Origin of the sequence: Commensalibacter sp. B14384M2 (assembly GCF_016101865.1) — a bacterium.
In the GTDB taxonomy this organism is placed as follows: Bacteria; Pseudomonadota; Alphaproteobacteria; order Acetobacterales; family Acetobacteraceae; genus Commensalibacter; species Commensalibacter melissae.
Genome location: NZ_JACFPS010000003.1, coordinates 255550 through 280877, shown reverse-complemented (window position 1 = coordinate 280877; position 25328 = coordinate 255550). Strand labels below are relative to the sequence as shown.

At 38.1% G+C, this 25328-nt stretch carries 22 protein-coding genes and 1 tRNA gene; 9 read left to right on the top strand and 14 right to left on the bottom strand.

The genetic code is table 11. The features are described from left to right. Positions 1 to 13: 13 nt before the first annotated feature. Both H3R33_RS07165 and H3R33_RS07160 read right to left on the bottom strand, forming a co-directional pair. The gene (locus H3R33_RS07165) at positions 14 to 451 is read right to left on the bottom strand and encodes a hypothetical protein (RefSeq protein ID WP_122124104.1); all 438 of its coding nucleotides are present in this window, start codon (positions 449 to 451) and stop codon (positions 14 to 16) included. A gap of 30 nt (positions 452 to 481) precedes the next feature. Then, positions 482 to 739, bottom strand: coding sequence for a hypothetical protein (locus tag H3R33_RS07160; RefSeq protein WP_198185027.1), 258 nt, complete (start codon positions 737 to 739; stop codon positions 482 to 484). A gap of 668 nt (positions 740 to 1407) precedes the next feature. Between H3R33_RS07160 and H3R33_RS07155 the strand changes: the two genes are divergently transcribed. From H3R33_RS07155 to H3R33_RS07145, 3 genes are read left to right on the top strand one after another with little or no spacing between them, the layout of a single operon-like run. Then, entirely contained in the window at positions 1408 to 1602 is a 195-nt protein-coding gene (locus H3R33_RS07155; protein ID WP_110439090.1) for a DUF1656 domain-containing protein, read from the top strand. A gap of 30 nt (positions 1603 to 1632) precedes the next feature. After that, on the top strand, positions 1633 to 2544 hold the full coding sequence (locus tag H3R33_RS07150; RefSeq protein ID WP_110439091.1) for an HlyD family secretion protein: 912 nt from the start codon (positions 1633 to 1635) through the stop codon (positions 2542 to 2544). Positions 2545 to 2555: 11 nt separating this feature from the next. Continuing rightward, positions 2556 to 4070: an efflux transporter outer membrane subunit gene (locus tag H3R33_RS07145; protein ID WP_370552695.1), complete on the top strand. Its 1515-nt coding sequence runs from the start codon at positions 2556 to 2558 to the stop codon at positions 4068 to 4070. 91 nt (positions 4071 to 4161) lie between these two features. Here H3R33_RS07145 and H3R33_RS07140 read toward each other — a convergent pair whose 3' ends face one another. From H3R33_RS07140 to xseA, 4 genes are all read right to left on the bottom strand, one after another. Next, a complete protein-coding gene (locus H3R33_RS07140) occupies positions 4162 to 5448 on the bottom strand; it encodes a RelA/SpoT domain-containing protein (protein ID WP_198185029.1) in 1287 nt (428 codons plus the stop codon). Between the two features lie 126 nt (positions 5449 to 5574). Further along, a tRNA-Leu gene (locus H3R33_RS07135) sits at positions 5575 to 5661 on the bottom strand. A 163-nt stretch (positions 5662 to 5824) separates the two neighbouring features. Then, positions 5825 to 6262 (bottom strand): YcgN family cysteine cluster protein, encoded by a 438-nt coding sequence (locus H3R33_RS07130; protein WP_155566031.1) that lies wholly within the window; start codon positions 6260 to 6262, stop codon positions 5825 to 5827. Positions 6263 to 6420: 158 nt separating this feature from the next. Beyond that, positions 6421 to 7872 carry an exodeoxyribonuclease VII large subunit gene (xseA, locus tag H3R33_RS07125; RefSeq protein WP_198185030.1) on the bottom strand — a complete coding sequence of 484 codons (1452 nt, stop codon included), beginning with the start codon at positions 7870 to 7872 and terminating at the stop codon, positions 6421 to 6423. Positions 7873 to 7924: 52 nt separating this feature from the next. On the opposite strand from xseA, the gene purD reads away from it, so the two are divergent. Further along, on the top strand, positions 7925 to 9199 hold the full coding sequence (gene purD / locus H3R33_RS07120) for a phosphoribosylamine--glycine ligase (RefSeq protein ID WP_198185031.1): 1275 nt from the start codon (positions 7925 to 7927) through the stop codon (positions 9197 to 9199). 164 nt (positions 9200 to 9363) lie between these two features. Here purD and H3R33_RS07115 read toward each other — a convergent pair whose 3' ends face one another. Further along, positions 9364 to 10398 carry a nitronate monooxygenase family protein gene (locus tag H3R33_RS07115; RefSeq protein WP_198185032.1) on the bottom strand — a complete coding sequence of 345 codons (1035 nt, stop codon included), beginning with the start codon at positions 10396 to 10398 and terminating at the stop codon, positions 9364 to 9366. 183 nt (positions 10399 to 10581) lie between these two features. Between H3R33_RS07115 and H3R33_RS07110 the strand changes: the two genes are divergently transcribed. Continuing rightward, positions 10582 to 12372, top strand: coding sequence for an FAD/NAD(P)-binding protein (locus tag H3R33_RS07110; RefSeq protein WP_198185033.1), 1791 nt, complete (start codon positions 10582 to 10584; stop codon positions 12370 to 12372). A 110-nt stretch (positions 12373 to 12482) separates the two neighbouring features. Here H3R33_RS07110 and H3R33_RS07105 read toward each other — a convergent pair whose 3' ends face one another. From H3R33_RS07105 to truB, 4 genes are all read right to left on the bottom strand, one after another. Next, positions 12483 to 13901: a nitronate monooxygenase family protein gene (locus tag H3R33_RS07105; RefSeq protein WP_198185034.1), complete on the bottom strand. Its 1419-nt coding sequence runs from the start codon at positions 13899 to 13901 to the stop codon at positions 12483 to 12485. Positions 13902 to 14033: 132 nt separating this feature from the next. Then, positions 14034 to 16202 (bottom strand): polyribonucleotide nucleotidyltransferase, encoded by a 2169-nt coding sequence (gene pnp, locus H3R33_RS07100; RefSeq protein WP_198185035.1) that lies wholly within the window; start codon positions 16200 to 16202, stop codon positions 14034 to 14036. Positions 16203 to 16440: 238 nt separating this feature from the next. Then, a complete protein-coding gene (gene rpsO / locus H3R33_RS07095) occupies positions 16441 to 16710 on the bottom strand; it encodes a 30S ribosomal protein S15 (RefSeq protein WP_110439101.1) in 270 nt (89 codons plus the stop codon). Between the two features lie 19 nt (positions 16711 to 16729). Beyond that, on the bottom strand, positions 16730 to 17656 hold the full coding sequence (gene truB, locus H3R33_RS07090; RefSeq protein WP_198185036.1) for a tRNA pseudouridine(55) synthase TruB: 927 nt from the start codon (positions 17654 to 17656) through the stop codon (positions 16730 to 16732). A gap of 219 nt (positions 17657 to 17875) precedes the next feature. Between truB and H3R33_RS07085 the strand changes: the two genes are divergently transcribed. The 4 genes from H3R33_RS07085 to H3R33_RS07070 are packed head-to-tail and all read left to right on the top strand — an operon-like array spanning position 17876 to position 21347. Then, positions 17876 to 19015, top strand: a complete 1140-nt coding sequence (locus H3R33_RS07085) for an ABC transporter permease (RefSeq protein ID WP_198185037.1) — start codon at positions 17876 to 17878, stop codon at positions 19013 to 19015. A gap of 3 nt (positions 19016 to 19018) precedes the next feature. Continuing rightward, positions 19019 to 19810: an ABC transporter ATP-binding protein gene (locus H3R33_RS07080; RefSeq protein WP_122124115.1), complete on the top strand. Its 792-nt coding sequence runs from the start codon at positions 19019 to 19021 to the stop codon at positions 19808 to 19810. Next, positions 19807 to 20757, top strand: a complete 951-nt coding sequence (locus H3R33_RS07075; RefSeq protein WP_122124116.1) for an MlaD family protein — start codon at positions 19807 to 19809, stop codon at positions 20755 to 20757. The genes H3R33_RS07080 and H3R33_RS07075 overlap by 4 nt, the downstream gene beginning before the upstream one ends. Beyond that, entirely contained in the window at positions 20754 to 21347 is a 594-nt protein-coding gene (locus H3R33_RS07070; protein WP_155566041.1) for a membrane integrity-associated transporter subunit PqiC, read from the top strand. Before H3R33_RS07075 ends, H3R33_RS07070 begins: the two co-directional genes overlap by 4 nt. A 5-nt stretch (positions 21348 to 21352) precedes the next feature. Here the strand turns inward: H3R33_RS07070 and rbfA are convergent, their stop codons facing one another. Genes rbfA through H3R33_RS07055 form a run of 3 tightly spaced genes read right to left on the bottom strand, consistent with a single transcriptional unit; the run spans position 21353 to position 25241 of the window. Next, complete coding sequence (gene rbfA / locus H3R33_RS07065; protein ID WP_198185038.1) at positions 21353 to 21778, bottom strand: 30S ribosome-binding factor RbfA; 426 nt, start codon at positions 21776 to 21778, stop codon at positions 21353 to 21355. Further along, complete coding sequence (gene infB, locus H3R33_RS07060; RefSeq protein ID WP_198185039.1) at positions 21778 to 24597, bottom strand: translation initiation factor IF-2; 2820 nt, start codon at positions 24595 to 24597, stop codon at positions 21778 to 21780. The genes rbfA and infB overlap by 1 nt, the downstream gene beginning before the upstream one ends. Positions 24598 to 24656: 59 nt before the next feature. Then, positions 24657 to 25241 carry an RNA-binding protein gene (locus H3R33_RS07055; RefSeq protein WP_155568583.1) on the bottom strand — a complete coding sequence of 195 codons (585 nt, stop codon included), beginning with the start codon at positions 25239 to 25241 and terminating at the stop codon, positions 24657 to 24659. Between the last annotated feature and the right edge of the window lie 87 nt (positions 25242 to 25328).

Below are 25328 nucleotides of genomic sequence, written 5' to 3'. Positions count from 1 at the left end.
TTATAAATAAAATCTATTCAGATTTTTTTCTAAATTTCTTTTTAATAAACTGCCATATAAAACTTCGTAAATATCCACCCAACGGCCCTGTAAGTGCAGTAATTAAAGTTGTCAGGGCAATTGAATCACGCAATTGCTTTAAATTATGGTTCCGAATCACCTTGGCTTCTATCTCTTCTTCACCAATTTTTGCCTGCAAGGCCAGATAGAAAAAGATACCAGCACACAAAATATCAAAAATTAGGATAATTAATGATGATCCCAAAAAACCAATATGAAACAACCAGCAACACAGCGCCGCCAAAACAGCATGCAAGGAAATTAAAACAAATAATCCAAATACTGCGCCTATACAGCATAACAGGATTTGCTTGCTTACTCTAATTGACTTTTTTTTCAAAAGCAGGAGCTCTGCATTCACTGCTGCTTTGCCAAATTCAACAATCTTCATGTATATAGACCATTTCTACAACAAATATTACTAGCGCGTCATCCGACCCAGTACAAAACCTATAATCGTGGAGATCAAAACCGCTTTGATCGGTTTGGATTGAACTTTTTTAGAAAGCTGCTCTACTTGTTCTTCTGCAACATCCTTCATATCATCCTTAATCTTATCTGCTTTATCTGCCATTTCAGCCAGAGCAGGATTAAGCTGTTCTTTTGAAGCAATGACATTATTTTGAACCTGATTTTTATTTTGCTTTAAATTTGTTTTTTTTTTCTTGCAAAAAAACATTTTAATTCCTTCTACATATCCGATAAAACTTGTTTCCAAGTTTAATATATATTTAAATTAATAATAATAAAAAAAGACAAGAAATATTATTTATTTTACTTTGAATAATGTAATAAGACTTAATGACAAGATCTAAACATACAATTAGATTTATTACTAATAAATGATATAACTCATAAAATGCTTTTTTTATCTATAATTGCATATTAAAATTACTTGATTTTAATATGCAATTTAATTTTTTCTATTCAAATTTTCCAATTATGGACCAAATATTTCCTTTCTATTTTAACCTAAATTTTATTTACTGCAAAACGCATTGTAAAATAAAATTAATGTACATATACAATGAAAATATCTTGACTTGAAAATAATTTAGGCATAATCCGCACGGAGAGCATTTAATAATTCTTGATTTATTTCCTTACTTAAATATGTTTTAAATGCTATCCATATCATTATCCGTTTCTATCATAAATGGATTATATTATAAACAATATTAGAGTTAATTTTTTAAATCAAATTGATTGATTCATGTTTTGTGCTTTAAAGAAAATTTTGTCCATAAAAAAAACAAATTTATATTACTCTTTTTTATTTTTCTGGGAATTTACAAACTATCCATTAAAAATTAGTAAAAATGTTTCCTTTTTTCTGAGTGCAACAAGATGATCGCAGAATTTGATTTTTTTGGTGTCTATATCGCCCCTTTTGTTGTTTATGCTTTATTTGCATTCGCCTTAACTGTTATTATCCGTTCTTTCCTGTGGAAAACAGGTTTAATAAAATTATTTTGGCATCTTGCCTTATTTGAAGTAGCTTTATATTTCAGTATCCTATGTTTGCTTATCTTATATGTATAACTTCTGACTTTAAGAATTTGTTTTTCAATCATGGCACCCATTAGTAATATCATCCGCATCATCTTGACCCTAATCATTGTAGCCATGGCTATAATTCTAGGGGTAGCCTTGTGGGACACTTACATGATTGCCCCATGGACCCGTGATGGTCGTGTCAGAGTATACGTCGTTAAAATCGCCCCGGAAATTTCGGGCACCATTGTACAGGTTCCTGTCAGGGACAACCAGTTTGTTCGCAAGGGTGATCCCCTTTTCGTAATTGACCCTTTACGTTTTAAAATCGCCATTCAACAGGCAGAGGCAAATTTGGAAAATGCGGAGGCCAATCTTGCCTTACAACGTCGTAATGCAATGCGTCGCAAAGGATTGGAAGGCATTGTTTCAACAGAAGAAAAAGAAGATTTCAATACAAAGGTTAGAACCGCACAGGCAAGTGTAGATACAGCAAAAGCAGCCCTGACAGAAGCCAAGTTAAATTTGCAGCGTTCCATACTTTATTCACCTGTCAATGGCTATATTACAAATCTAAATTTACGGGTTGGTGATTACGTCAATACAGGCAATTCATATTTATCCGTTATTGATGCCGATTCTTTCTGGGTCTATGGCTATTTTGAAGAAACCAAAATGTGGGGCATTCATGTCGGCGATGTCGCCCGGATCAAGTTAATGGGATATAAACAGATACTGCCCGGACATGTTGTCAGTATTGCCCGTGGTATCAATGACTCTAATGCCAACGCTGATAATTTTGGTTTGCAAAATGTTAATCCCATTTTTACCTGGGTTCGTTTGGCTCAACGTATTCCCGTAAGAATTCATATTGATCATATTCCAGACACGATCCATCTTTCCGCCGGCATGACCGCCACAATCAGTGTCGGCCCACAAACAAGTGGCAGAAAAGGAAAACTGGCCACCTGGTTACAAGATCATCTATGAGTATTTCAAACATGTTCCGTCTAAAATCTATCTGGCAGAAAGCAATTACATTTTCCTTGATTGGATTGAATGCCTGCACGGTTGGCCCCAATTTTCATCGGGATCACATGAAAATTCCGGAACAATGGACTGAAAAAGTATGGAAAAGACCAGCCACAGCCCAAGAGATTGTCCAGGCAGCGAACAACATGCGTCGTTGGTGGGAACAGTTTCATGATCCATTGTTAAATCAACTTGTTGAAAAGGCCATCCAGAACAATTATGACCTTCAGATGGCGGGACAACGGATTTTGGCCGCTCAATCCTTGCGTGATCAGCAGGCGTCTAAATGGTATCCCCAACTGGATGGTTCTGGCGGATTTGGATATCAGACATCTTCCAATACCTTATCCAGCAATATCTCGATATCAAAAGGAAATCCAAATAATGCCGTTATACGTCGTTATGGCGCGACATTCAGCTGGCAACTGGATACATTCGGTTTGATCAGACGAATGGTTCAATCCCAAGAAGAGGCTGTAAAGGCCTCGATCGAGGATAGAAGAGCCGTCCTTTTAGCCATGCTTTCTCAACTGGCCAATAACTATGTAACCCTCCGCACCATGCAGCTACGGTTACGCATAGCGGATGAAAATGTTGCGATCGCCCAATATATCTATAATCTGGCACAAAAACAGTATATTGAGGGTACAGGCACGACTCTAAGCACTGCCCAGGCAGAAGCCGAGCTTGAAACCCAGCGAGCAAGTCGAGAGCCCTTGAAAACCAGCATTACCCAGATTACTCATACAATTGATGTTTTGCTGGGACAAACGCCGGGAACCACGGAAACACTTCTTAAGATAGAACAGCCTTTACCAGACTTACCCCCATTTCCACCCTCCATTCCTTCCATTGCCCTGGCCAATCGTCCAGACATACGTATAGCCGAAAGGCAATACGCCATGGCAACGGCAAATATCGGTGTTGCGGTTGCAGAACTCTATCCACAATTCACCATTGACATGAGTGCGATGCCAACGACTTCTTTTACCAGTCAAATGGCCAATATTGCCAGTCTGGTATCCAGCAGCTTTATCAATCTTTCCATTCCAGGTCTGCATGGTGGCCGCCTTAGTGCCACGGTTAAGCAAGCGCAGGCTCAGGCAGAAGAGGCACGGTTAAATTACCGTCAAACAATCCTGACATCCCTGAAGGAGATCGAGGATGTTATCGCGGCCTGGGGTGATGATTCCGAACATGTTGATCTGTTGCACAAATCCAAAGTAAGCAGCCAGACCGCCCTTATCCGTGCCCAAAAACTCTATAAGGCAGGACTTACAGGATATCTGGATGTCCTGACCGCGCAACGAACAGCCACAAATGCCGCCAATGAAGAGGCTGTGGCCATTTTGGAACGTTTCCAGGATTCCATCAATTTGTTCACGGCCCTTGGAGCCGGCTGGCAGGGTGTGGATATAACAAAAACGGAACTTCCCATGACCATCGAACAACAAAATCTGTTAGCGAAACTGGTCAAACAATAAAATTCGAAAGCAGTTTTAAAAATTATACTTTAATTATATTAACGTATAACCTGATCCAATTTTATAGTTTTAATTTAAAATTTATTGAAATTTATACTTTCTCTGGTAATTTCAATTGTCCAGTTTTAGCCCACTCTAACGCTTTTTTTGAATCTGAATCTTTAAAATTTTTTATTTTCGTCAATATTAAATTAAAATCACCTTTAACTGTATCTAAGTCATTTATAACATTGTAATAATCCGAATAAATATTATTATCTAAAATCCAATGATAAACTAATGAAATAAAATGTAAACTACCCCATAATCCCTGTAACTGTTTAACTTGTTTTAAAATATGATTTGTATTAAAATTTTTATAATAAGCAATACAAGTGATATAACGTTTAAATAAAATTCTTTTCTTTACTATGTCCTTACAAATATTTTTATACGTTTGATCATCATCAAATAAACTATAATATTTATCAAATTGATTTATATTTTTCTCAAAAATAATATCTAATATTTGCTCACAAATAGGAAAATTAATAATATTTCCATTTAATTTTTCATTTAGTAATTGATCCAATCCATTTGCATTATTCCACTTTGTATCTTGGAGCAAATAAAATAATTCATCAACATTTTCCATTAAAGGCTCAATTCCTTTATCTATATCTTTTATTTTTTTTATTCTTTCAAAAAGATATGCTGCCAATTCATATTGGTTAATAAAAGGCTGTTTTTGATATGAAACACGATTTTGAAAAGCAGTTTGCAATTGTTCAAGCAATCCCTCTCCTACTAGTACTAGCCCATTCAATACATCCAGGATTGATTTTTCTTGTTGAGACAATTCACCATTAAATTGCTTATAGCCTAGATCATGATTAACCTCTGACCAAGCATGCATTAATACTGAAGCAACTTGAATCTCAACAATATGATCAGAATATTCCTTATTCTCTTCTAAAGTATCAGATCTGATTTCAACACGATAATGATCTGCATGATAACCATCAAATCTATTGTTGACCAGTTTTACTTCATTAGGAAATTTTTTATCTTTAATAATCTTAAAATTCTTCTCAATTAACTGACTCACTCTCATACGATCTGCAGGATAATATAGTGCTATTCGAACACCAGACAAATCAATAATATCTTTACTAATAGCTTCTTCATTTTGGTAACGTTTCTCTTTGCAGCGTTGAATAATTTTTTCTTTTAATCGCTCAGATGTTTTTGCACGATATGTAACAATGGCTTTGATACCATCACTCTTTAATGCTTTTTCACATTGTTTAGCTGCTAATCGGGCAAGCTCATTAAAAAAAACACGTTTTTGTTTATAATGACTTAGAAAAGATTCAATTAATTGATTTAATTGTTCCATCCTTTTCCCCGTTTTCAGTTAACATTAATTTCAAATTATATATAAAACGTAACAAAAAATTATTGTATTATTTTAATTAAATTTCTAAAATTTTAAAAAAAGGGAAAAATCAATAAATTATTCAGGTGGTGCGAACTGTGGGACTTGAACCCACACGTCCAAAACGGACACAAGATTTTAAGTCTTGAGCGTCTACCATTCCGCCAAGCTCGCCCATATTTTGTAAAAGGATTAATAGCATGAAGAACGAAAAGGTCAAAGAATAAATTTAAAAAAAATTAATTATTTGATAAAAGATTTCAAATCCATGTAAAATTCTCCAATACAAGTAAATATACAGCCTACAATGGAGAAAGAAAACAACTCATTGTGTTTTTCAATCGATCCATTCCACTATATAATCCTCCAATTCCCCTGCATCATGTTCACTCACAACCTTTCCCCGCACGGAAATACCGGCTTTATGCATGGCTTCAAAATTGCCGGCAATCAAATAATGCCAAGGATAAAGTGTCTTGCCTTCCGCTATTAAACGATATGCACAGGTGGAGGGCAGCCAGTCAATCCTTGATAAATTCTTTCGGGTCAATTGGATACAGTCCGGAATCCTGATTTTACGATGACAGTAATCCGAACATTGCCCTGTTTTTATATCCAGCAACCAACAGGCAACATTTGTATAATAAATTTCATTCGTATCATCATCCCGCAATTTATGCAGGCAACACCGACCGCAACGGTCACATAAAGCCTCCCATTGCTCCTTGTTCATTTCTTGAAGTGACAAGTTTTCCCAATAACGATCCGTAACCATAACAACCAATATAATATTCTGGTCAAAAAAAATGATTTACAATATTTCAAAATTCAATTTTTCAATAAATCAACATTCATCTCAATTTATATAATTCAGGTTACGATTTAATTAAATTGAATAATTAAACAGGATTGATTATAAACCGTTTAATCAATTTACAGATCAAAACTTTCCTGACGGTTTTCCTGCCGCTTCAAAACACGCACGTCTTTCTGCCCATCATAAAAAGTTAAGATCAAATCAGATCCAGCTCTCAATCCTCTTGCTTCAGTTACAGCCTGACCTTTCTTATTCTGTACCAAGACATATCCCCGTGCCAATACAGCCTTGGGGGAAAGGGCTTCCAATCTTGCCGTGACACTTTCCAATTTCAACTGCCTTTCTCTCAATAAATTACGTACATTCGATATGGAGAACAGGGGTAAATTATTTTCCAACTGACGCATATAATGCAGCCAAGAAATTGCATATTGTTTTTCATTAAAGGCCAGTTGTCTCTTGAAACGATCAATCAGTCCCAAAAGATATTGATCAACAGCCTGAATGGAAGAAAGCTGATGTCTCCTTTTCAGAACCAATGCTGGAAGCGCCAAATCCAGACGATAGGAACGGTCATCCAGGCGCATACGGTTTTGCGCCAATAGAGTGGGAACGTCCGGCAATCTGGTAATGGCCTTGTTCAAACGCAGTTGATAAGATTGAATAATCTGTATTAATGCTTTATTCAAACGCGTAACCAGCTGCATTATTCCAGCAGCAAGATCAACCTGCGAAGGAACAGCCATTTCCGCAGCTGCAGTTGGAGTCGGGGCCCGACGGTCAGATGCGAAATCAATCAAGGTTGTATCTGTTTCATGTCCAACTGCTGAGATCAGGGGAATTTTCGACTCTGCTGCGGCCCTTACAACAGCCTCATCATTAAAGGCCATCAAGTCTTCCAGTGATCCACCCCCTCGTGCAACAATCAAGATATCAGGACGTGGAATTTTACCATTAACAGAAAGAGTATTAAATCCAATAATAGCCCTGACAATCTGTTCACTTGCCCCCTCTCCCTGAACCGCCACTGGCCAGACCAAGATATCTCTGGGAAAACGTCGTTGAATTGTTGTGCGAATATCGTGCAAAACCGCGCCTTTAGAGGATGTAATCACACCTATTACTTTTGGCAATAGAGGAAAAGGACGCTTTTTTTCCTGGTCAAATAAACCTTCAGCTTCCAATTTCTTTCTTAATTTTTCGATACGGGCCAATAAAGCACCTTCGCCGGCATAATCAATCTGATCGACAATGAGCTGATATGATGAACGTTCCCCATAAGAAGAAATCTTGCCTGTTGCAATAACCTCAATACCGTTTTCGAGTTTTATAGTAAGTTTTGCCGCCTTGAACCGCCAGATAATTGCTGTCAGTTTTCCATTTTCATCTTTTAGGGAAAAATAAATATGTCCAGACGGATACTGTTTTAACTCGGTAATTTCCCCCCTCACTTTAATCCGAGAAAAATTTCCTTCCAAAACGCGCTTAATCGCTGTAGAAATATCCCCTACACTAAATTCTGGTATATTATCCGTCATTCGATCAGAAAGTTGCTCATCTATCGACATAAATATGATACAGCCTTATCCCAAAAAAGAAACATCAGTAAAGGAAATCTCTATGCGCGTTTTACTCGTCGGTTCTGGGGGAAGAGAACACGCCCTTGCCATGGCTCTTGCTTGCTCACCCAATCTTACCGAGCTTTTTATCGCACCAGGAAACCCAGGTACTGCACAATATGGTAAAAATATAAACATTAAGGTAGATAATATTACCGATTTAGTAAAATTTGCACAAGACAATCATATTGATCTTGTTATTCCCGGACCAGAATTACCTTTGGTTAAAGGATTAACCGATGCTTGCGAGCACGCCGGGATCCTCTGTGCAGGTCCCAGCCGAGCGGCTGCACAGCTGGAGGGAAGCAAGAGTTTCACAAAAATGATCAGCGATGCCGCCCAAATCCCAACTGCAGCATGGAAAGAGTTTACAGATAGTGAACAAGCGGTTGCTTATTTGAAAACCCATTCTTTTCCGATTGTCATCAAGGCAGATGGTTTGGCGGCAGGAAAAGGCGTTATTATCGCCTATACCTTTAAGGAAGCTGAAGAAGCGATCGAAACAATCCTGCAAGATAACCGTTTTGGCGAAGCAGGCAATAAAATCGTTATCGAGGAATTTCTGACAGGAGAGGAAATTTCCCTATTTGCCTTTTGCGATGGAGAACATGCGGTTTTAATCGGGGCGGCTCAGGATCACAAACGCATTGGCGATAATGATACGGGACCCAATACTGGCGGAATGGGTGCAATATCCCCACCACCCTTTTTTGATCACGCAGCCCAAGAGAAAGCGTTGGATATAACAGTCAGACCCATGCTGCGCGAAATGGTAAAACGTGGAATTCCTTTCCGTGGCATTATTTTTGCCGGACTGATGATTACAAATGATGGGCCCTATCTAATTGAATATAATGTTCGTTTTGGAGACCCGGAAGCAGAAGTTCTGCTTCCTCGACTGGAAACAGATTTGTTAGACATTCTCTATAATCTCAGTCAGGGAAAATTAAAAAAATCAGAAATCAAATTCTCTGATCAAGCAGGGATTTGTATTGTTATGGCGGCAAAAGGATATCCGGGAACACCAGTTGTAGGCGGAATTATCCAAAATATTGACCAAGCTGAATCCATACCCCATGTAAAAGTCTTTCATGCTGGAACCAATTATAACGCTCAACAAGAACTTTGTGCAGCAGGAGGTCGTGTCTTATGCGTTGCCGCTTTTGATAAAACACTCAAACAAGCACAGACAACCGCATATAATGCCGTTAACAAAATTAACTGGAAGGATGGTATCTGGCGCACGGATATCGGTAATAAAGCTTTAAAACAGTAGAATAATATAAAAACGATATTTCAAAACAGGTTAAATTGAATGTATCTTAAAATACGTTCAATTTTTACAATTCAGCAAATATGCATTTTATTTTCTACAAATTATAGTAAAAAATATTGCTATTTAATTTAACTCTATCTTCATACTCTAAATAATGATTAAGATCAAAAATCAACATTTTCAATAAAAGACTTCATTAAATCTGGCGCTTCCATTTTTTTAATTTTTGAAACCTTTGATCCTGCCCAAAATGCGGCATACTGAGGCTGTCTAGTATATTCGTAAATTTTCTTGGCAAAATAATAAGTATAAGGATAAGGTGGTGTTAAAGGCCGATCTGGTGAATCAATTTTTAAATGCCAATCATTGACCAACCCCCTGGCAGGTCGACCAGAAATGGTCGCGGTAATTTGCGTAACTTTAGAATTAAACAATGATTGTCTATAGGTTTCACTCGCTTTTGACGAACTGCATTGGACGAATGCCGTTCCTAACTGAACACCATTTGCCCCCACTCTAAGACAATCATGAATATCTCGCGCATCCATAATACCACCGGCAGCCACAACTGGTATTGATAAATTATTTTTAATCAGAAAAACCAGTTCTAGTGTTGGTATCGCTGAATCAATATTTGGATTAAAAACACCCCGATGACCACCCGCTTCTATACCCTGCGCTATTATTATATCTATACCAGACCTTGCTATGTATGAAGCCTCTATCAAATTTGTCGCAGAAGCCATCGTAACAATATTGGCTTGTTTCAATCTGTAAATTTGACTTTTGCTTGGGATTCCAAAATGAAAACTAACAGCGGGAACTTTTTCTTGAATTACTAAATCCAGAAAATTGTCATTCTCTAAAAAACTGGAATAAAGACAGGAAAAAGCCTGACTAAAATTATTCATCAGATCTATCCTGCCAAATTTTGAACAGCAATATTGAACCCACTGATTTTCAAGTGTAGCATCTGATTTCTCTGGTTGATGACAGAAAAAATTGACCTGAAAAGGTAAGGAGGTCAGCTGTTTCAGCTGTTCAATTTGCTTTTTCGCCTCTTCATGATTGCAGGATCCCAGTCCCAATGATCCCAATCCACCAGAATTTGAAACCTCAGCTGCCAGTTTTGGTGTTGATACACCCGCCATTGGTGCAAGAAAAATAGGATATTGAATATTCAAAAATTTTCGTAACATTTTTTATACACTTAAATACTAATAATATACTTCTTAATAAAACCAATTAAATTATAACTTTATTAGTTATTTTAATTTGTATTATATTTCGTTTCAATGTGTTATTTATTATAACATAATAATTATATTAATAATGCATTAATTTTATTTAAAAATATTAATATATTAATAGAAGAAAAAATTATGAATAATGATTATAATAAGATTAAAATATCTATAATAGGATTGGGATCAAGAGGCCTCAACGTACTTGAAAGAATTATATCCCATTGTATTTGGGATGAGAAACTAAAAGATAAGCAGATTATTTTACAACTATTTAACGAAAATAAAGATTATGGTGCCGGTTGTCATGATATCAATCAATCAGAAAATTTATTAGTTAACACTATTTGCAGTCAGATTACTGTTTTCCCTGATGATACGGTTAAAAACTACAAATATGCAATCCGGGGACCAACCTTTTATGAATGGTTAAAAATCAAATATAAATCACAAAATAAAACAATCAACCCTTTAAACTATTATTCACGAAAGGATCTTGGCGAATACCTATGCTGGGTCTTTAATTATTTATGTTCTATCAAGGTACAAAACCTTCAGATCATCAAAATACAAGAAAAAGTTATAAACATTTCCGGAAGTGATAAAAAAAAATGGAGTATCGTTACGAAAAATAATACTTACTCATCTGATATTATTTGTATAACCACCGGTCACGATACCCAAAATTGCGAATTTCCAAATAAGAAAAAAATATATGCATATCCTTTGGAAAAATTAGACCATATCATTACGAATAAAGAAACCGTTGCAATACAGGGACTTGGCTTGACCACATTTGACGTTATTTCCAAATTGACTGAAGACAGAGGAGGGAAATTCATTAAGGAAAAAGACCACCTAATCTATCAACCCTCTGGAAAGGAACCTAAAATTATAGCTTTTTCCAGATCAGGATTACCCTTGAATGCACGGGGGATAACGCAAAAAGAATTAAGAGAACAATACAAGCCCCAAATTTTTACCAAAGAAAAAATAATTGAGTTAAAAAACAATAAAAAAATTGATTTTGAAAAAGATTATCTACCGTTATTGATTGAAGAAATGGAATGTGTTTACAGTTTTACCTACCTCAAAAATCAAGACATAATCAAGGCTTATAATTTCCTTAACGACTACCTAAGAAACAAATCACAAAGAAACGCGATTGTAAAAGCCTATATTCCCGATGAAAAAGAAAGATTCTCATGGGAAAAAATTAGCGATCCGCTTGCCCATACTTCCTTCAAAAGCCAGAGAGAATTTCATGAATGGCTTTTAAACTATTTACAGGAAGATATACATAACGCTTTACAGGGCAATATAGACAATCCCACCAAGGCAAGCACTGATATTTTAAGGGATGTACGTGATTGGATCAGATTAACCGTTGACCATTGTGGCCTGTCGGAAAAAAGTGCTATCTGGTTCAATGAAGTATTTAAACCTATCATGATCCGAATTTGTGTTGGTCCACCCCTTGAGAGAATTCAGCAAATGATCGCTTTAATCAAGGCCAACATATTGCGCATAGATTTGGGGCCGAATGTTAAAGTAGAAGAAAAAGAGGAAAGCTTTTACCTAACAACACAATTTAACGAAGTCATTCGTGCTGATTATTATATTGTTGCCATGGTCAATGCACCCATTGCAAAGGAAAGCAAAGACATTCTTTTTCAAAATATCCTAAAAAACAATATAGGCTGTCAATTCCATATTGGCAATTATGCTCTAGGAGAATTTAATGTCAATGCAAACTTCAATTTGATCAATCAAAACAATCAGATAATCAAGTCTATTTATGCTCTAGGTGTTCCCACTGAAGGCAGTAAATTTTATACTTATATTTTACCAAGACCTTTTGTTAATTCGACAGCTTTATTTGATGCAGAAGTCTGTACCAATAATTTGTTATCGCAAATTGCCAGATAATATTTTAACAAATATTCAATAGTTTTTTAAAAACTAGTTTAATCCAAAAAATTCTAAATTATTTGAACAGTAATTTAGAATTTAACATTCGATACTGGATAAATTTATCATTAATATCCGGTTATAATTCGATCAACCAACTGTTTAACTGTTGGAATAAACCCATTATCATAAAATGGGTCAGATCCAAATCGCCACCCTGTGGTTCCACTAAACATCAAATTATGATCAACCACCTCCTTTGCGTCAGGACCATTCGCATGAGCTATTGCCTGTAATGTTTTCTGGATACAAAAAGAGCGGGGATCGGGTCGATTTCCTGTCGTATAACCGGGACCAACCTGTGACCAATTTGAAAACTGGCACATTGACAGGCATCCCATGCAGTTATTCTGATCCTGTTGTATCTCTCCTGCTTTTTCAGGAGTTACAAAAATGAATGTATGATCTGGAGTCCGGAGAGGCTGAGTAAATCCCTCGCTTTCCCATTTCTTAATATTTTCAAAACTCGTCTGGGCAACATAAATCAAACGTTTTCTAGCCCCATATTCATATGGAACATTCATCATTTCTGTAGCTTCCCTTGAAAAAGGAACTTGCCTTTGAGACCGTTCCTTCAATTCATTAAGAAAACTATTTTGAACTGCCGATGAATAAAAACCTGTAGGAGAGAAATGATTAAGATATACATCACCTTTTTTCAATGTCCGCAAACGATCTTTCCAAGCTTGAGGGATTTGGCTTTCCCTCGTTAACAAAGGTCTTGTACCGAACTGAAATGCAATCATACCCAAATCTGGATTATCAATCCAATCTTCCCATTCAGAAAGCCACCAGACATTACCTGCCATAATGATTGGAACATGATCCAGTCCATATTGGCGCATGACTCTTCTCAACTCTACAACGCGTGGAAAAGGATCCTGCGGTTCCAATGGATTTTCACTATTTGATAACCCATTATGCCCCCCAGCCCTCCATGGATCTTCATAAACCACCCCACCAAGCCATTCTGGCGTTTTTCTATAAGATCGACGCCATAACGCATTGAAAGCACGTCCAGAGGAAACAATGGGATAGTAATATAATGCATGTTTTGCAGCAATTTCTGATAAACGATAGGGCATTCCCGCTCCACAGGTAACACCATTAATCAAACCTTTTGATTGTTCCAAAACCTGAGATGCAATCAGTTCACTTGCTGCCATTTCCCACATAATATTGACATGAAGAGGCACTTTTGGCCCCGCAATATCACGGGCAACCCTTATTTGGGTTATTCCGCCCTTAATTGCATATTGAATGAGTTCTTCATGTCGTTCACGCCGTGTTTTTGCATGATAGATCTGGGGAATAACATTGCCATTTTCATCATAACTATCAGCATTTACAATGGAAATGGTTCCAATTCCACCCGCAGCAGACCAATGACCAGCAGATACTCCTGTAGAAACAGAAACCCCTTTACCCCCTTCAATCAAAGGGAGGACTTCTTTATTTCCCATACGAATTGAATTAACTGCTTTCATTATTACTCCTGCTCTATATGCAGTGGACTAAACAATCTAAACCAAAAAAAACTTTGAATAGCCCACTTATATTTATTCCAATAAAAAAATCAAGAATCATCTTTTTATTGAAAAAATGATACACATAAAAACCTATGAGCGTTTGGACTGGTTATCATTGCGATTACGAGATGACGAGCTGTTTTTGACTCCAACGACTTCACTGATGTCAGCACCTGTTTCCTGATCTACCTCACGCATGGAAAGCTTGATTTTTCCTCGATCATCAAAACCTACAACCTTTACCTTGACAGTATCCCCCATTTTGACAACGTCACTTGTACGACCGACACGCCCGGCTGATAATTCAGAAATATGAACCAGCCCGTCACGAGCCCCCATAAAATTGACAAATGCTCCGAAATCGGCAACCTTTACAACTTTTCCTGTATAAATGCGGCCAACTTCTGGTTCAGCAATGATTGCATTGATACGCTCCTTGGCTTTTTCCGCCTGTTCATTCGATGTAACAGCAATTTGTATTGTACCATCATCATCAATATCAATTTTACAACCTGCATATTCAACAATTTCACGAATTGTTTTACCGCCAGATCCAATAATATCCCTGATCTTTTCCTTGGGCACATTCATAATGATGACATGTGGTGCATTCTCTGCAATGTCATTACGGCTTTCTGTCAAGGCTTTTGCCATTTCACCCAAAATATGAATTCTTCCTTCACGAGCCTGTTCCAAGGCCTGTTCCATAATTGCTGGTGTAATGGATGTAATTTTAATATCCATTTGTAAAGCGGTGACACCAACTTCAGTACCAGCAACTTTAAAATCCATATCTCCCAAATGATCTTCATCACCAAGGATATCACTCAATACAGCAACACCCTTTTTCTCCTTGATCAATCCCATGGCAATTCCCGCTACAGGACGTTCCAGTGGCACACCTGCATCCATCAGGGATAAAGAGGTTCCACAAACCGTAGCCATAGAGGACGAACCGTTACTTTCCGTAATTTCAGAAACTACACGCATGGTATATGGAAATTTTTCCTTGCTTGGCAACAGAGGATGAATAGCTCTCCATGCCAGTTTTCCATGACCAATTTCACGACGCCCAGGTGAACCCAACCGTCCACATTCCCCCACAGAATAAGGAGGAAAATTATAATGCAACATGAAATTAGAACGATATTCCCCTTCTAACGCATCCACAACCTGTTCATCTTGAGTTGTACCTAAAGTTGTCACAACCAGAGCTTGCGTTTCACCCCGGGTAAAAAGAGCGGATCCGTGTGTTCTAGGTAAAACACCAACCTCACTGATAATGGGTCGAATCGTGGTTAAATCACGTCCGTCAATCCGCAATCCTGTCTTTAACACTGAATTACGGACAATATCGGCTTCCAATTTATCAATCAAGGAACCCGCCTTGGCTGTATCAAATTCTTCCTCAACAAGCTTATCAATAATTTTGGTACGTGCCGCATCCAGTAAAGTGTAACGTTTTTGCTTCTCCTTTTCCTTATAGGCTTCCGCCAAAGGTTTGCGTCCAATCTTGTCAATACGAGTTTTTAATTTCTTCTCTTCTGCAGTAGGTTCAGACAATTCCCAAGGTTGACGGGCAGCATGCTCGGCCAAAGCGATAATTGCATCAATAACAGGCTGACAGGCCTCGTGACCAAAATTAACAGCCCCCAACATTACTTCTTCACTTAATTCCTGGGCTTCGGATTCAACCATCAGAACCCCTTCGGAAGTACCCGCCACAACCAAGTCCAATTTGGTTTGATCCATCTCCGCCAAAACCGGATTTAGAACATATTCATTATCAATATATCCAACCCGGCAACCCGCAATCGGTCCAAAGAAAGGAATACCGGACAGGGTCAGCGCTGCAGAACAGCCAATCATGGCAACAATGGCAGGATCATTTTCCATATCATGACTTAAAACAGTCGCTATAACCTGCACTTCATTACAAAAATTATCAGGAAATAATGGACGAATAGGCCGATCAATAAGTCGAGAGATCAATGTTTCGATTTCAGAAGCGCGCCCCTCACGTTTGAAAAAACCGCCAGGAATTTTTCCAACTGCAAAAGCCTTTTCCTGATAATGCACGGTTAATGGAAAGAAATCCTGATCTGGATTGGCTTTCTTATTTCCAACAGCTGTACATAATACTGTGGTCCCGCCATAAGTGGCCATCACTGCACCATCTGCCTGACGCGCTATTTTACCTGTTTCCAGAATAAGAGGACGTCCCCCCCATTCAATTTCCTTACGATAATATTTAAACATTTTTTATCCTATGAAGTTATACGCAAGAAAATTTTTTTAACCATCATTACATTCAATGCTGTAAATAACAGCGTTTCGGACGGCATGGAGCATTTATATTTTGTTATTTTCACACCATGTGGCCTGAAACGCTGTAAAGCTGGATTTCAAAAAACTTTCCTGTTTTGATTATAATATACTCAATATTCTTAATTTATAAAATAAAGACTGGTTTAATAGATAAACCAGTCTTTATTTTTTAACGACGCAAACCTAAACGCTTGATCAGGTTTTCATAACGGCTTTTATTAACCCGACTGATGTAGGCCAGCAAACGACGACGTTGACCAACCAATTTCAATAACCCACGCCGGGAATGAAAATCCTTGGCGTGTTCTTTCATATGTTCAGTTAAATTATTAATTCTTTCTGTTAACAAAGCAATCTGAACCTCAGGAGACCCTGTATCATTTTCTTTGGTTTGGTATTCTTTAATTAGCTGGGTACGACGATCCGGTGTAATCGACATCGTATATCCTTTCATCAATTTAAATATTAAAAATACGAACAGGACGCAGCCATTTATTGTTTAAATGGCACAATCCTATAAAATGCTCCTTTTTCATTGCACGAACAATGCCATCATATGAATTCACATCCAGTGCAAAACGATTCCATATCTCGGTCAGATCAATAGATTTGCCAAAATTCAGGGATTCAGCCTCCTCTTCAGTCACAGCTAGAGCCGGGATGTCGTCCAGCGCAGTTTGAACGGGAAGAAGCATATCTAAAGAAACAACTCCTTTTTTGCCATTTTCAACGATTTTGTCCAGTAAAAAAGCATTTGCAATATCAAATGGACCCACGCGAAGGCGGCGTAATTCAGAAACATAACCAACTGTATTACAGGCAACCGCCAAATCCCTGGCTAAAGAACGCATATAAACGCCTTTACCAGAAACAACTTCAAACTTTGCACGATCTTTATCAATCCGTTCTATCATTCGAAAAGAATCAATACGTGCCAACCGTTCTTTTAGTTGAGGTTTTTCCCCTTGACGTGCTAAGTCATAAGAACGTCTACCTTGCACCTTTACCGCTGAGTAGATAGGAGGTACCTGATATATTTCTCCTTGAAAGGACTGTAAAGCCTTATTGATTTGTTCATCACCCGGTCTGAACTCTGAATGGTCAAGAACCTCACCTTCAGCATCATCCGTTGTACGAGATTCTCCAAAAGTAAGTTCAAAATGATAAACTTTTGTCTTATCCATAATGTAAGGGATTGTTTTGGTTGCCTGACCAAAAGCGATGGGTAACAACCCTGTCGCCAATGGATCCAAGGTACCACTATGCCCTACCTTACAAGCATTAAAAGCATATTTCACCCTATTTACAACGTAAGCAGATGTCACATTTAATGGTTTATCAACAAGAAGCCATCCATCCAACTTCTGTTTACGTTTTGTATGCATCAATCAATCAAAAATCCTACTTCTCTGAAAAGTAACTTTTATATTACCAATACTTCTCTTTTTTACATAGTTACTTTTTACAAAAAAAACCATATTATATAAAAAATTAAAATGATAATAAATTCACCTACATTTCATATAAGTATATAATGTTTTATATATTTACCTTTTTAGTATAATTTTATGAAATAAAATTATTCAACATTATTCAGACAAAGCATGAGCGATATAAATTCAGATCAGCAGCCTCAGTGGAAACTAGAGCAGCAAGAAAATCATTATGTTATTTCCTTAAGTGGGCAATGGTTAGCAAAAAACAATAACATTCCCCGATTTTCTCCAAAAAATCTAGAAAGGATCCCTGCTCATCAAACGCTTTATTTTGATGCTAGAAATCTTAAAAACTGGGATAGTGGATTGATTGTCTTTCTTTGGGATATCAAATGTCAGGCCACCAAACATTCCATAAAATTCTCTGACAAAGATCTGCCTGCTTCCGCACAAGAACTTCTTTCCCTCTTGCATGAAAGCAAAGATGAGGCACCTGTTAAACATTCATCTCCCTTTCGTCCGTTATATATGATTGGTGAATGGACTATCAACGGACTGACCAATCTTGGCATAACTGTCCAGATGCTTAAGGAAGTTATTATTGGTATTTTAAAATCCCTCACCGGCCGTTCTTACATGCGAATTGTGGATTTGATTTCTGATGTCCAGAACGCTGGTCCGTCTGCCCTCTTAATCATCAGTGTTGTTAATTTTCTAGTCGGGGCAATTCTTGGTTTTGTCGGTGCAGTACAATTACGCAGGTTTGCAGCTGACGCTTATGTGGCAAACTTGGTCAGCATTGCAACTGTTCGGGAAATGGCTGCCGTCATGAGTGCTATTGTTATTTCAGGCCGAACAGGTGGGGCCTATGCAGCCCGTATTTCAACAATGCAGGGCAATGAGGAAATCGATGCGTTAAAAGTCATGGGTGTTTCCATTATGGAATATCTTATTCTTCCATCAATGCTCTCACTTGTAATCACCATGCCGATTTTATATCTTTATGGCTGTTTTATGGGAATTCTTGGCGGATTGATTGTTTCCATTTTCATGTTAAAAGTTTCAATCATAGGATTTTTACAACAAAGTTTCGGAGCGGTTGCTTTCAACCAATTTGTGTTTGGTGGTCTCAAAACCGTTTCATTTGCAATATTTATAGGGGTAAGCAGCTGTTACATCGGGTTAAAATCAGGACGAAGTGCGGTTGATGTCGGCTTGGCTGCGACCAAAGCTGTGGTTACTGGCATTGTAGGGGTGATCGCTATTGATGCCATATTTGCCGTTATTGCTGACATGATTGGAATATAAATAATGAGTAACCAATCCAGCAATATACTTCTATCCGTTAAAAATCTCACCATTGGTTACGGTACAAAGGTTATCCAGAAAAACATTAATTTTGACGTTAAGCAAGGCAGCATTTTTGCCCTAATGGGTGGTAGTGGATGTGGAAAAAGTACACTTCTTAAATCCATGATAGGGCTTTTAGAACCAATAGCGGGTGATTATCTTGTCAAGAATGAAAATTACTGGAGAGTTTCGAGAAAACATCGCATAAAAATCGCGCATAATTTTGGTATTTTGTTTCAAAATGCTGCTCTATGGAGCTCTATGACAGTAGGTGAAAATGTTGCACTTCCATTGCAACTTTTTACCAACCTTTCTCCAGAAATGATTCATCGATTGGTAGAATTAAAACTGGGGCTGGTTGGAATGGAATATGCCATTAACCTGTATCCCTCTGAATTAAGCGGAGGAATGAGAAAACGGTGTGGCTTGGCTAGAGCTCTTGCCCTTGATCCAGAAATCCTATTTTTTGATGAACCCTCAGCCGGACTTGATCCCATCACTTCTAAGAGACTTGATGATTTAATTCTCACCTTACGAAATGGATTGGGAACCACAATCATCATAGTCAGTCACGAATTATCAAGTTTATTTACAATTGCAGATGATGGTATATTCCTTGACGCGGAATCAAAGACACCCCTTGCCCATGGTTCACCACAAGAAATGCACGATCATCCATCCTGTCAATTGGTATACGATTTTATGCATAGACAACGTTATGAAAATGCAGAAGAGAAAGAAGAACAAAGATGACCATTAATAAACAAACCACAATCGGGGCTTTTGTATTGGGAGGAATAATTCTTGCTCTTTGTGCTGTTATTTTTTTCAGTAATTTTAATCTTTTTTCAAAAAAAGAGCATGCCATAATCGTTTTTCCAAGCTCAATATCAGGATTATCCATTGGAGCGCCTGTTACGTTCAGAGGAGTACAGGTAGGAACCGTTGATTCCATTAATCTCCAATTCGATCAAGGTAGTCACAAAGCCTATATCCCTGTAGTAATCAATATTGATCCCAGAAAAATCCGCATAGGATATAAATATAATAATTTTAAAAAACTATTGGAAAAAATGATAGAAAATGGACTTTGTGCAGAAATTAGCACAGAAAGTTTCGTTACCGGTACGTCCAATATTTTTCTTGATTTTGATTTGCAGAATGCCCCTCACTTTCATCCTGTGATTGCAAAAAATCTTACAGAAATACCTTCCCGTCCCTCTACGTTTCAAAAAATCAAATCCGAATTAATGAATCTACAACTTGAACAACTTTCCAGAAACCTAAATGACACTGCGCAAAAAATAGGACAACTTGCCGAAACTTTAAACAAGCAAACCCCTGATCTTATTAATAGCGTCAAGAAAACATCAGATAGTACAAATATTCTGGTGACTCATATCAACAAAAACATAGATGGTTTATTGAAGAACTTTAATAAATTGCTTGTTGATGGAGATGTCCAACTTCGTTCACGCGGAAAAGAGCTTCACATTTTATTAAACAATTCAAACAAAGCCGTGTCATCAGCATCAGAAATGATTGATAATGTGAAAACGCTTACCTCATCCCGTTCACCTTCACGAAACAATCTTGAAATTATCCTGAAGAACCTTGCTGATGCTTCCACTTCACTTCGAGGATTTTCGCGGGAAATAGAACGTAATCCTAAATTATTACTGATTGGTCGAAAACAATGAATAAATTTATCGCTTTATCCTCATTAAGTACCTTATTTATTCTCGGGGGATGCAGTGCTCCCCCTCTTAAATATTACACTTTCAATGAAAATATTATAAATCAGTCGACAAACAAAATTACACAATATTCTGAAACTTCCCCCACTATTATCATTACACCGATCACAGTACCGGATTACCTTGACACAACCGATATTGTTACCCGAGAAAACAGCAGTCTTCATCATAGTGTCAACGGAAGAATGAGTAGCGTTTTATCCGTTGCCGTAACCGATTATGTTACACATTTGCTATCCATAAAAAATCCAACTCTATTCATAACCAATCAAAGACAGGTTGGTATGCCAACAAGTCAGATCCTGATCAATATCAGCCACTTGGATGTACAAAATCTGGGGAATCAAAATGGCTCAGCAATCTTGGAAGCTGATTGGTCCATTATTCCCAGAAATGAACATCTACCCATCAACAAACAAAAAGGAACCTTTTTTGCATCGGGTTCCATTGCTTCTGACAGTGATGTAATCAAAATAGAACAGGCTCTATTAATCCAACTGGTTAATCAAATCAGTAAAAATCCTTTGTACTAACTTGATTATTGATTTTCTTTTTCAAGGTCTCTCAAAACTTCCGGACTATTCAGCACTGCATCAATCTTAGCTGCATAGTCCAAAGTTGTATCAGGCTGAAATCTCAAATCAGGTAAAAATTTAAGTCTAATTTTTTGTGACAGCTGATTTCTCAAATAAGGTGCAACTCGTTTTAATGCAGGTAAAAAATTCCCTACATCACTTTTCCCTAAGTGAGAAATATATACAATTGCATGACGCAAATCAGGTGTCATGCGCACTTCCGTTACTGTAAATTTCTGTCCCTGAAGTTCAGGCACACGAAATTCGATCCGGATGAATAAATCTGCCAAAATATGCCTGATTTCTTCAGCAACGCGCAATCGCCGTTGAGAAGGGCCTTTTGAATCCTTTTTCAAAAAATCCTTCCCAGTTACTATAAATTTATCCATCAAGCCTGTACTGTTTCAATTTCATAACATTCAACAACGTCTCCCTCTCGCAAGTCATTGTATCCCGCAAAAGAAAGTCCACATTCATAATCATGTGCCACTTCTTTGACATCATCCTTGAAACGTTTAAGCTGGCTTAAATTACCCTGATGAATAACAACATTATCACGCAACAACCGAACACCGCAGCCTCGACGAACCACGCCCTGTGTTACGTAACATCCTGCAACCTTACCAGTTTTACTAATGGTAAAGACTTTACGAATTTCTGCATAACCCAAGAATTTCTCACGCTGTTTTGGTGCAATACGTCCTTTAATAATCTGTTCAATATCATCAACCACCTGATAAATAATTGAATAGTAATGAATATCAACACCTTCATGCTGTGCAAGTTCTCTAGCCTGCGTTGTTGCTCTTACATTAAAGGCGATAATGATAGCCTGTGATGCTTTGGCAAGTTGAACATCACTTTCCGTAATCTGACCAACTGTTGCGGATAAAACGCGAACTTTAATTTCCTCATGTTCAAGTTTCTGAACTGTTGCCTGAATAGCCTCAGCAGATCCCTGAACATCAGCCTTGATTAAGACAGCAATTTCTTTTTGCTCATTTGCTTGAATACGCGCAAGCATCTGATCCAAGGTTCCACGTGCAGCCATTCTAACCGCTGCCTGTTTTTCACGAGCCTTACGTTGCCTAAATTCAGAAATTTCACGAGCTTTACTTTCATTATCCACAACAACAAAAGGCTCACCAGCACGAGGTACACCCGTTAAACCCAAAAGCTCTACGGGTGTGGAAGGTCCAGCTTTTTTCATATTCTTGCTTTTATCATCCAGCATCGCACGAACACGACCCCATTCAGAACCAGCGACAATAACATCTCCTTTATTCAAGGTTCCTTTCTGAACCAATAAAGTCGCAACAGGTCCACGTCCCTTGTCCAAACGGCTTTCAATAACAGCACCCTCTGCCACTCTATTCGGGTTTGCTTTTAATTCCAACAATTCAGCCAGCAAAATGATTGCTTCTTCCAGTTTGTCCAAACCGATATGTTTTTTAGCCGAAACTTCAACATCCTGAGTATCACCCCCCATTTTCTCAACGACGATTTCATGATTCAAAAGCTCCTGTCTTACACGGTCAGGATTGGCTCCAGGTAAATCACATTTATTAATGGCGACAATAATTGGAACATTTGCAGCTTTAGCATGTTTAATTGCCTCAATTGTCTGAGGCATGACCCCATCATCCGCAGCAACAACAAGCACCACGATATCCGTCACTGACGCTCCCCTGGAACGCATCGCCGTGAATGCCTCATGACCAGGCGTATCTAAAAAGGTGATTTTAGCACCTGACTGCATTCTAACCTGATAGGCGCCAATATGCTGGGTAATCCCACCAGCCTCCTTATGCGCAATATCCGTTGTCCGCAGAGCATCCAGCAAAGAGGTTTTACCATGATCAACATGTCCCATCACCGCTACAACAGGTGGGCGGGGCAATTTATCCTCATCCTTATCCTCTACACCTTCAATACCAAGTTCAACATCACTATCGGCAACCCTATGCACACGATGACCAAATTCCTCGATAATCAATTCGGCCGTGTCTGCATCCAATGACTGATTAACTGTTGCCATCACACCCATTTTCATCAGGGCTTTAATAACGACTCCTTGACGTGCCGCCATACGATTGGCAAGTTCTTGTACGGTAATTGTTTCTGGAAGAGTGACATCACGAACAACCTTTACCTGATCCGTACGTAATTTCTCCAACTCTGCTTGACGGCGTTCACGTTCTCTTTGACGACGTACCGAAGCCAACGAACGAACTTTATTATCATCCTCGCCCTCAATCGCTGCCTGAATATCTATTTTACCAGAACGACGACCATCCCCCTTGCCTCGACTACTGCTTTTACGATTTACACCGCTTCCACGACGGGATGAACCACGACGACCATCCCCTTCATCAGAATCGATATCATCCTGAACATTAATCCTGCGTGAAGATTCAACAGATTTCTTATTTATTTTTCCGTCTTTTTCAGATGTTTTGACATTGAGAACAGATTCACCTGAATTTTTTACTGAGGTTTTACCAGAAACGGATTCTCCATTCTTAACAGACTCACCCACCACAGGTTTTTCAGGCAAAATAGCCCTTTTTGCCAAAGGTTCCACAGGAACAGGTTCTGGTGCCAAGGTAATTTCACCAGGAATAGGAACCTTGGAAACCTTGACCCGACGTAATGGAGGTTCAGATGCAGTTTTCGTTTTTTTGGATTTTATAGTTTTTCTAGATTCTTCTTCTGTCTCAGATACAGCAATTTTTTCCTGCTCAACAGTTTCCTTGCCTTCTTCCTGCGCAGCCTTTTCAGCCTCTGCCTGAGCCTTGGCTAGAACTTTCTCTTCTTCCTGTTTTTTACGTAATCTCTCCGCTTCTGAAAGAATAGATATTTTTTCCTGTTCTTGACGTTCAAGATTTTTACGCTGCTGTTCAAGCTTTTGTTCTTCCAGAACACGCTGTCTGATGGCTAATTCTGCAGCTGTCAAGGAGCGTTTACTCGAACCAGCAGATGCTTTTTTTGCCGCAGGTTTACGGACACTATTAACCTGTTTTTCCTTACTGCCAGGCGCACTACGCTTTTTACGTACTTCAACCTGGACAACCTTGCTGCGTCCATGGCTAAAACTTTGCCTAATAGATCCGGCATCGACAGTCTGCCCCACGTCCCTTTTTACTGATGAACGTAAAGATAAACGTTTTTTACCCTGTCCTTGTTCTTGATCGTTGCCTTCGCTCATATACCTGCCTGTTCTTAAATCCATTTTCGATGGGTTGACTTATTCCATCGATTTATACCCTAATTTATTATTCCTGATAACCGTTTATTATCAAAAAGAATTTGTTTTACAAACGGTCCCCTGTAAATTGCTGCATGAACTATATATTCTCGACCAAAAATCATTCCCAATTCTTTTGCCGTAAAAACTGCCATGACAGGTAAAAGACCCGTTCCTGATAATATACGCTTTTTTTCTTCTTCACTACCATCTATAGCCTGTATAATCAATCCAGCAATATTCTGAGAAATCTTTTCTCTTACTTTTACAAAACCATACGTAATCTGTCCAGCACGTCTCGCAAAACCAAATGTATCCTTAATTTTATTCCGCAAACCATCCCTAATTATTGACACCAAATTTTCCGGAACTGTAACCTGACATTGCATTGCACGTGAGAACGAACGCATTTCTATCGCCTTATGTATGATATTTTTATCGGCTTTCAACCACATCCCTCTTCCAGGAAGCCGTTCTGTCAAATCTGGAACAATATATCCATCTGGCGACAAAACAAAACGAATTAAATTTTCAGGATCATCTCTTTCCCTTGTAACCACACAGAAACGTTGACGATTCGCCGAGCTATCAGGCCTTTTATTCATTAGCGTAAACTATTCAAAATTAAAAGAAAATAATAAATCAAAATGATTAGGCCTCCCATGAAGCCTAATCATTTAAATATCATTATC

What these genes read in the sequence shown, in the direction of transcription:
- H3R33_RS07145 (WP_370552695.1), top strand. Translation starts at nt 2,556, where the DNA reads ATGTTCCGTCTAAAATCTATCTGGCAGAAAGCAATTACATTTTCCTTG.
- H3R33_RS07130 (WP_155566031.1), bottom strand. Translation starts at nt 6,262, where the DNA reads ATGGTTACGGATCGTTATTGGGAAAACTTGTCACTTCAAGAAATGAAC.
- H3R33_RS07140 (WP_198185029.1), bottom strand. Translation starts at nt 5,448, where the DNA reads ATGGAACAATTAAATCAATTAATTGAATCTTTTCTAAGTCATTATAAA.
- purD (WP_198185031.1), top strand. Translation starts at nt 7,925, where the DNA reads ATGCGCGTTTTACTCGTCGGTTCTGGGGGAAGAGAACACGCCCTTGCC.
- H3R33_RS07165 (WP_122124104.1), bottom strand. Translation starts at nt 451, where the DNA reads ATGAAGATTGTTGAATTTGGCAAAGCAGCAGTGAATGCAGAGCTCCTG.
- H3R33_RS07110 (WP_198185033.1), top strand. Translation starts at nt 10,582, where the DNA reads ATGAATAATGATTATAATAAGATTAAAATATCTATAATAGGATTGGGA.
- xseA (WP_198185030.1), bottom strand. Translation starts at nt 7,872, where the DNA reads ATGTCGATAGATGAGCAACTTTCTGATCGAATGACGGATAATATACCA.
- H3R33_RS07160 (WP_198185027.1), bottom strand. Translation starts at nt 739, where the DNA reads ATGTTTTTTTGCAAGAAAAAAAAAACAAATTTAAAGCAAAATAAAAAT.
- truB (WP_198185036.1), bottom strand. Translation starts at nt 17,656, where the DNA reads ATGCATACAAAACGTAAACAGAAGTTGGATGGATGGCTTCTTGTTGAT.
- H3R33_RS07080 (WP_122124115.1), top strand. Translation starts at nt 19,019, where the DNA reads ATGAGTAACCAATCCAGCAATATACTTCTATCCGTTAAAAATCTCACC.
- pnp (WP_198185035.1), bottom strand. Translation starts at nt 16,202, where the DNA reads ATGTTTAAATATTATCGTAAGGAAATTGAATGGGGGGGACGTCCTCTT.
- H3R33_RS07115 (WP_198185032.1), bottom strand. Translation starts at nt 10,398, where the DNA reads ATGTTACGAAAATTTTTGAATATTCAATATCCTATTTTTCTTGCACCA.
- H3R33_RS07105 (WP_198185034.1), bottom strand. Translation starts at nt 13,901, where the DNA reads ATGAAAGCAGTTAATTCAATTCGTATGGGAAATAAAGAAGTCCTCCCT.
- H3R33_RS07075 (WP_122124116.1), top strand. Translation starts at nt 19,807, where the DNA reads ATGACCATTAATAAACAAACCACAATCGGGGCTTTTGTATTGGGAGGA.
- H3R33_RS07070 (WP_155566041.1), top strand. Translation starts at nt 20,754, where the DNA reads ATGAATAAATTTATCGCTTTATCCTCATTAAGTACCTTATTTATTCTC.
- H3R33_RS07055 (WP_155568583.1), bottom strand. Translation starts at nt 25,241, where the DNA reads ATGAATAAAAGGCCTGATAGCTCGGCGAATCGTCAACGTTTCTGTGTG.
- H3R33_RS07155 (WP_110439090.1), top strand. Translation starts at nt 1,408, where the DNA reads ATGATCGCAGAATTTGATTTTTTTGGTGTCTATATCGCCCCTTTTGTT.
- H3R33_RS07085 (WP_198185037.1), top strand. Translation starts at nt 17,876, where the DNA reads ATGAGCGATATAAATTCAGATCAGCAGCCTCAGTGGAAACTAGAGCAG.
- infB (WP_198185039.1), bottom strand. Translation starts at nt 24,597, where the DNA reads ATGAGCGAAGGCAACGATCAAGAACAAGGACAGGGTAAAAAACGTTTA.
- rbfA (WP_198185038.1), bottom strand. Translation starts at nt 21,778, where the DNA reads ATGGATAAATTTATAGTAACTGGGAAGGATTTTTTGAAAAAGGATTCA.
- H3R33_RS07150 (WP_110439091.1), top strand. Translation starts at nt 1,633, where the DNA reads ATGGCACCCATTAGTAATATCATCCGCATCATCTTGACCCTAATCATT.
- rpsO (WP_110439101.1), bottom strand. Translation starts at nt 16,710, where the DNA reads ATGTCGATTACACCGGATCGTCGTACCCAGCTAATTAAAGAATACCAA.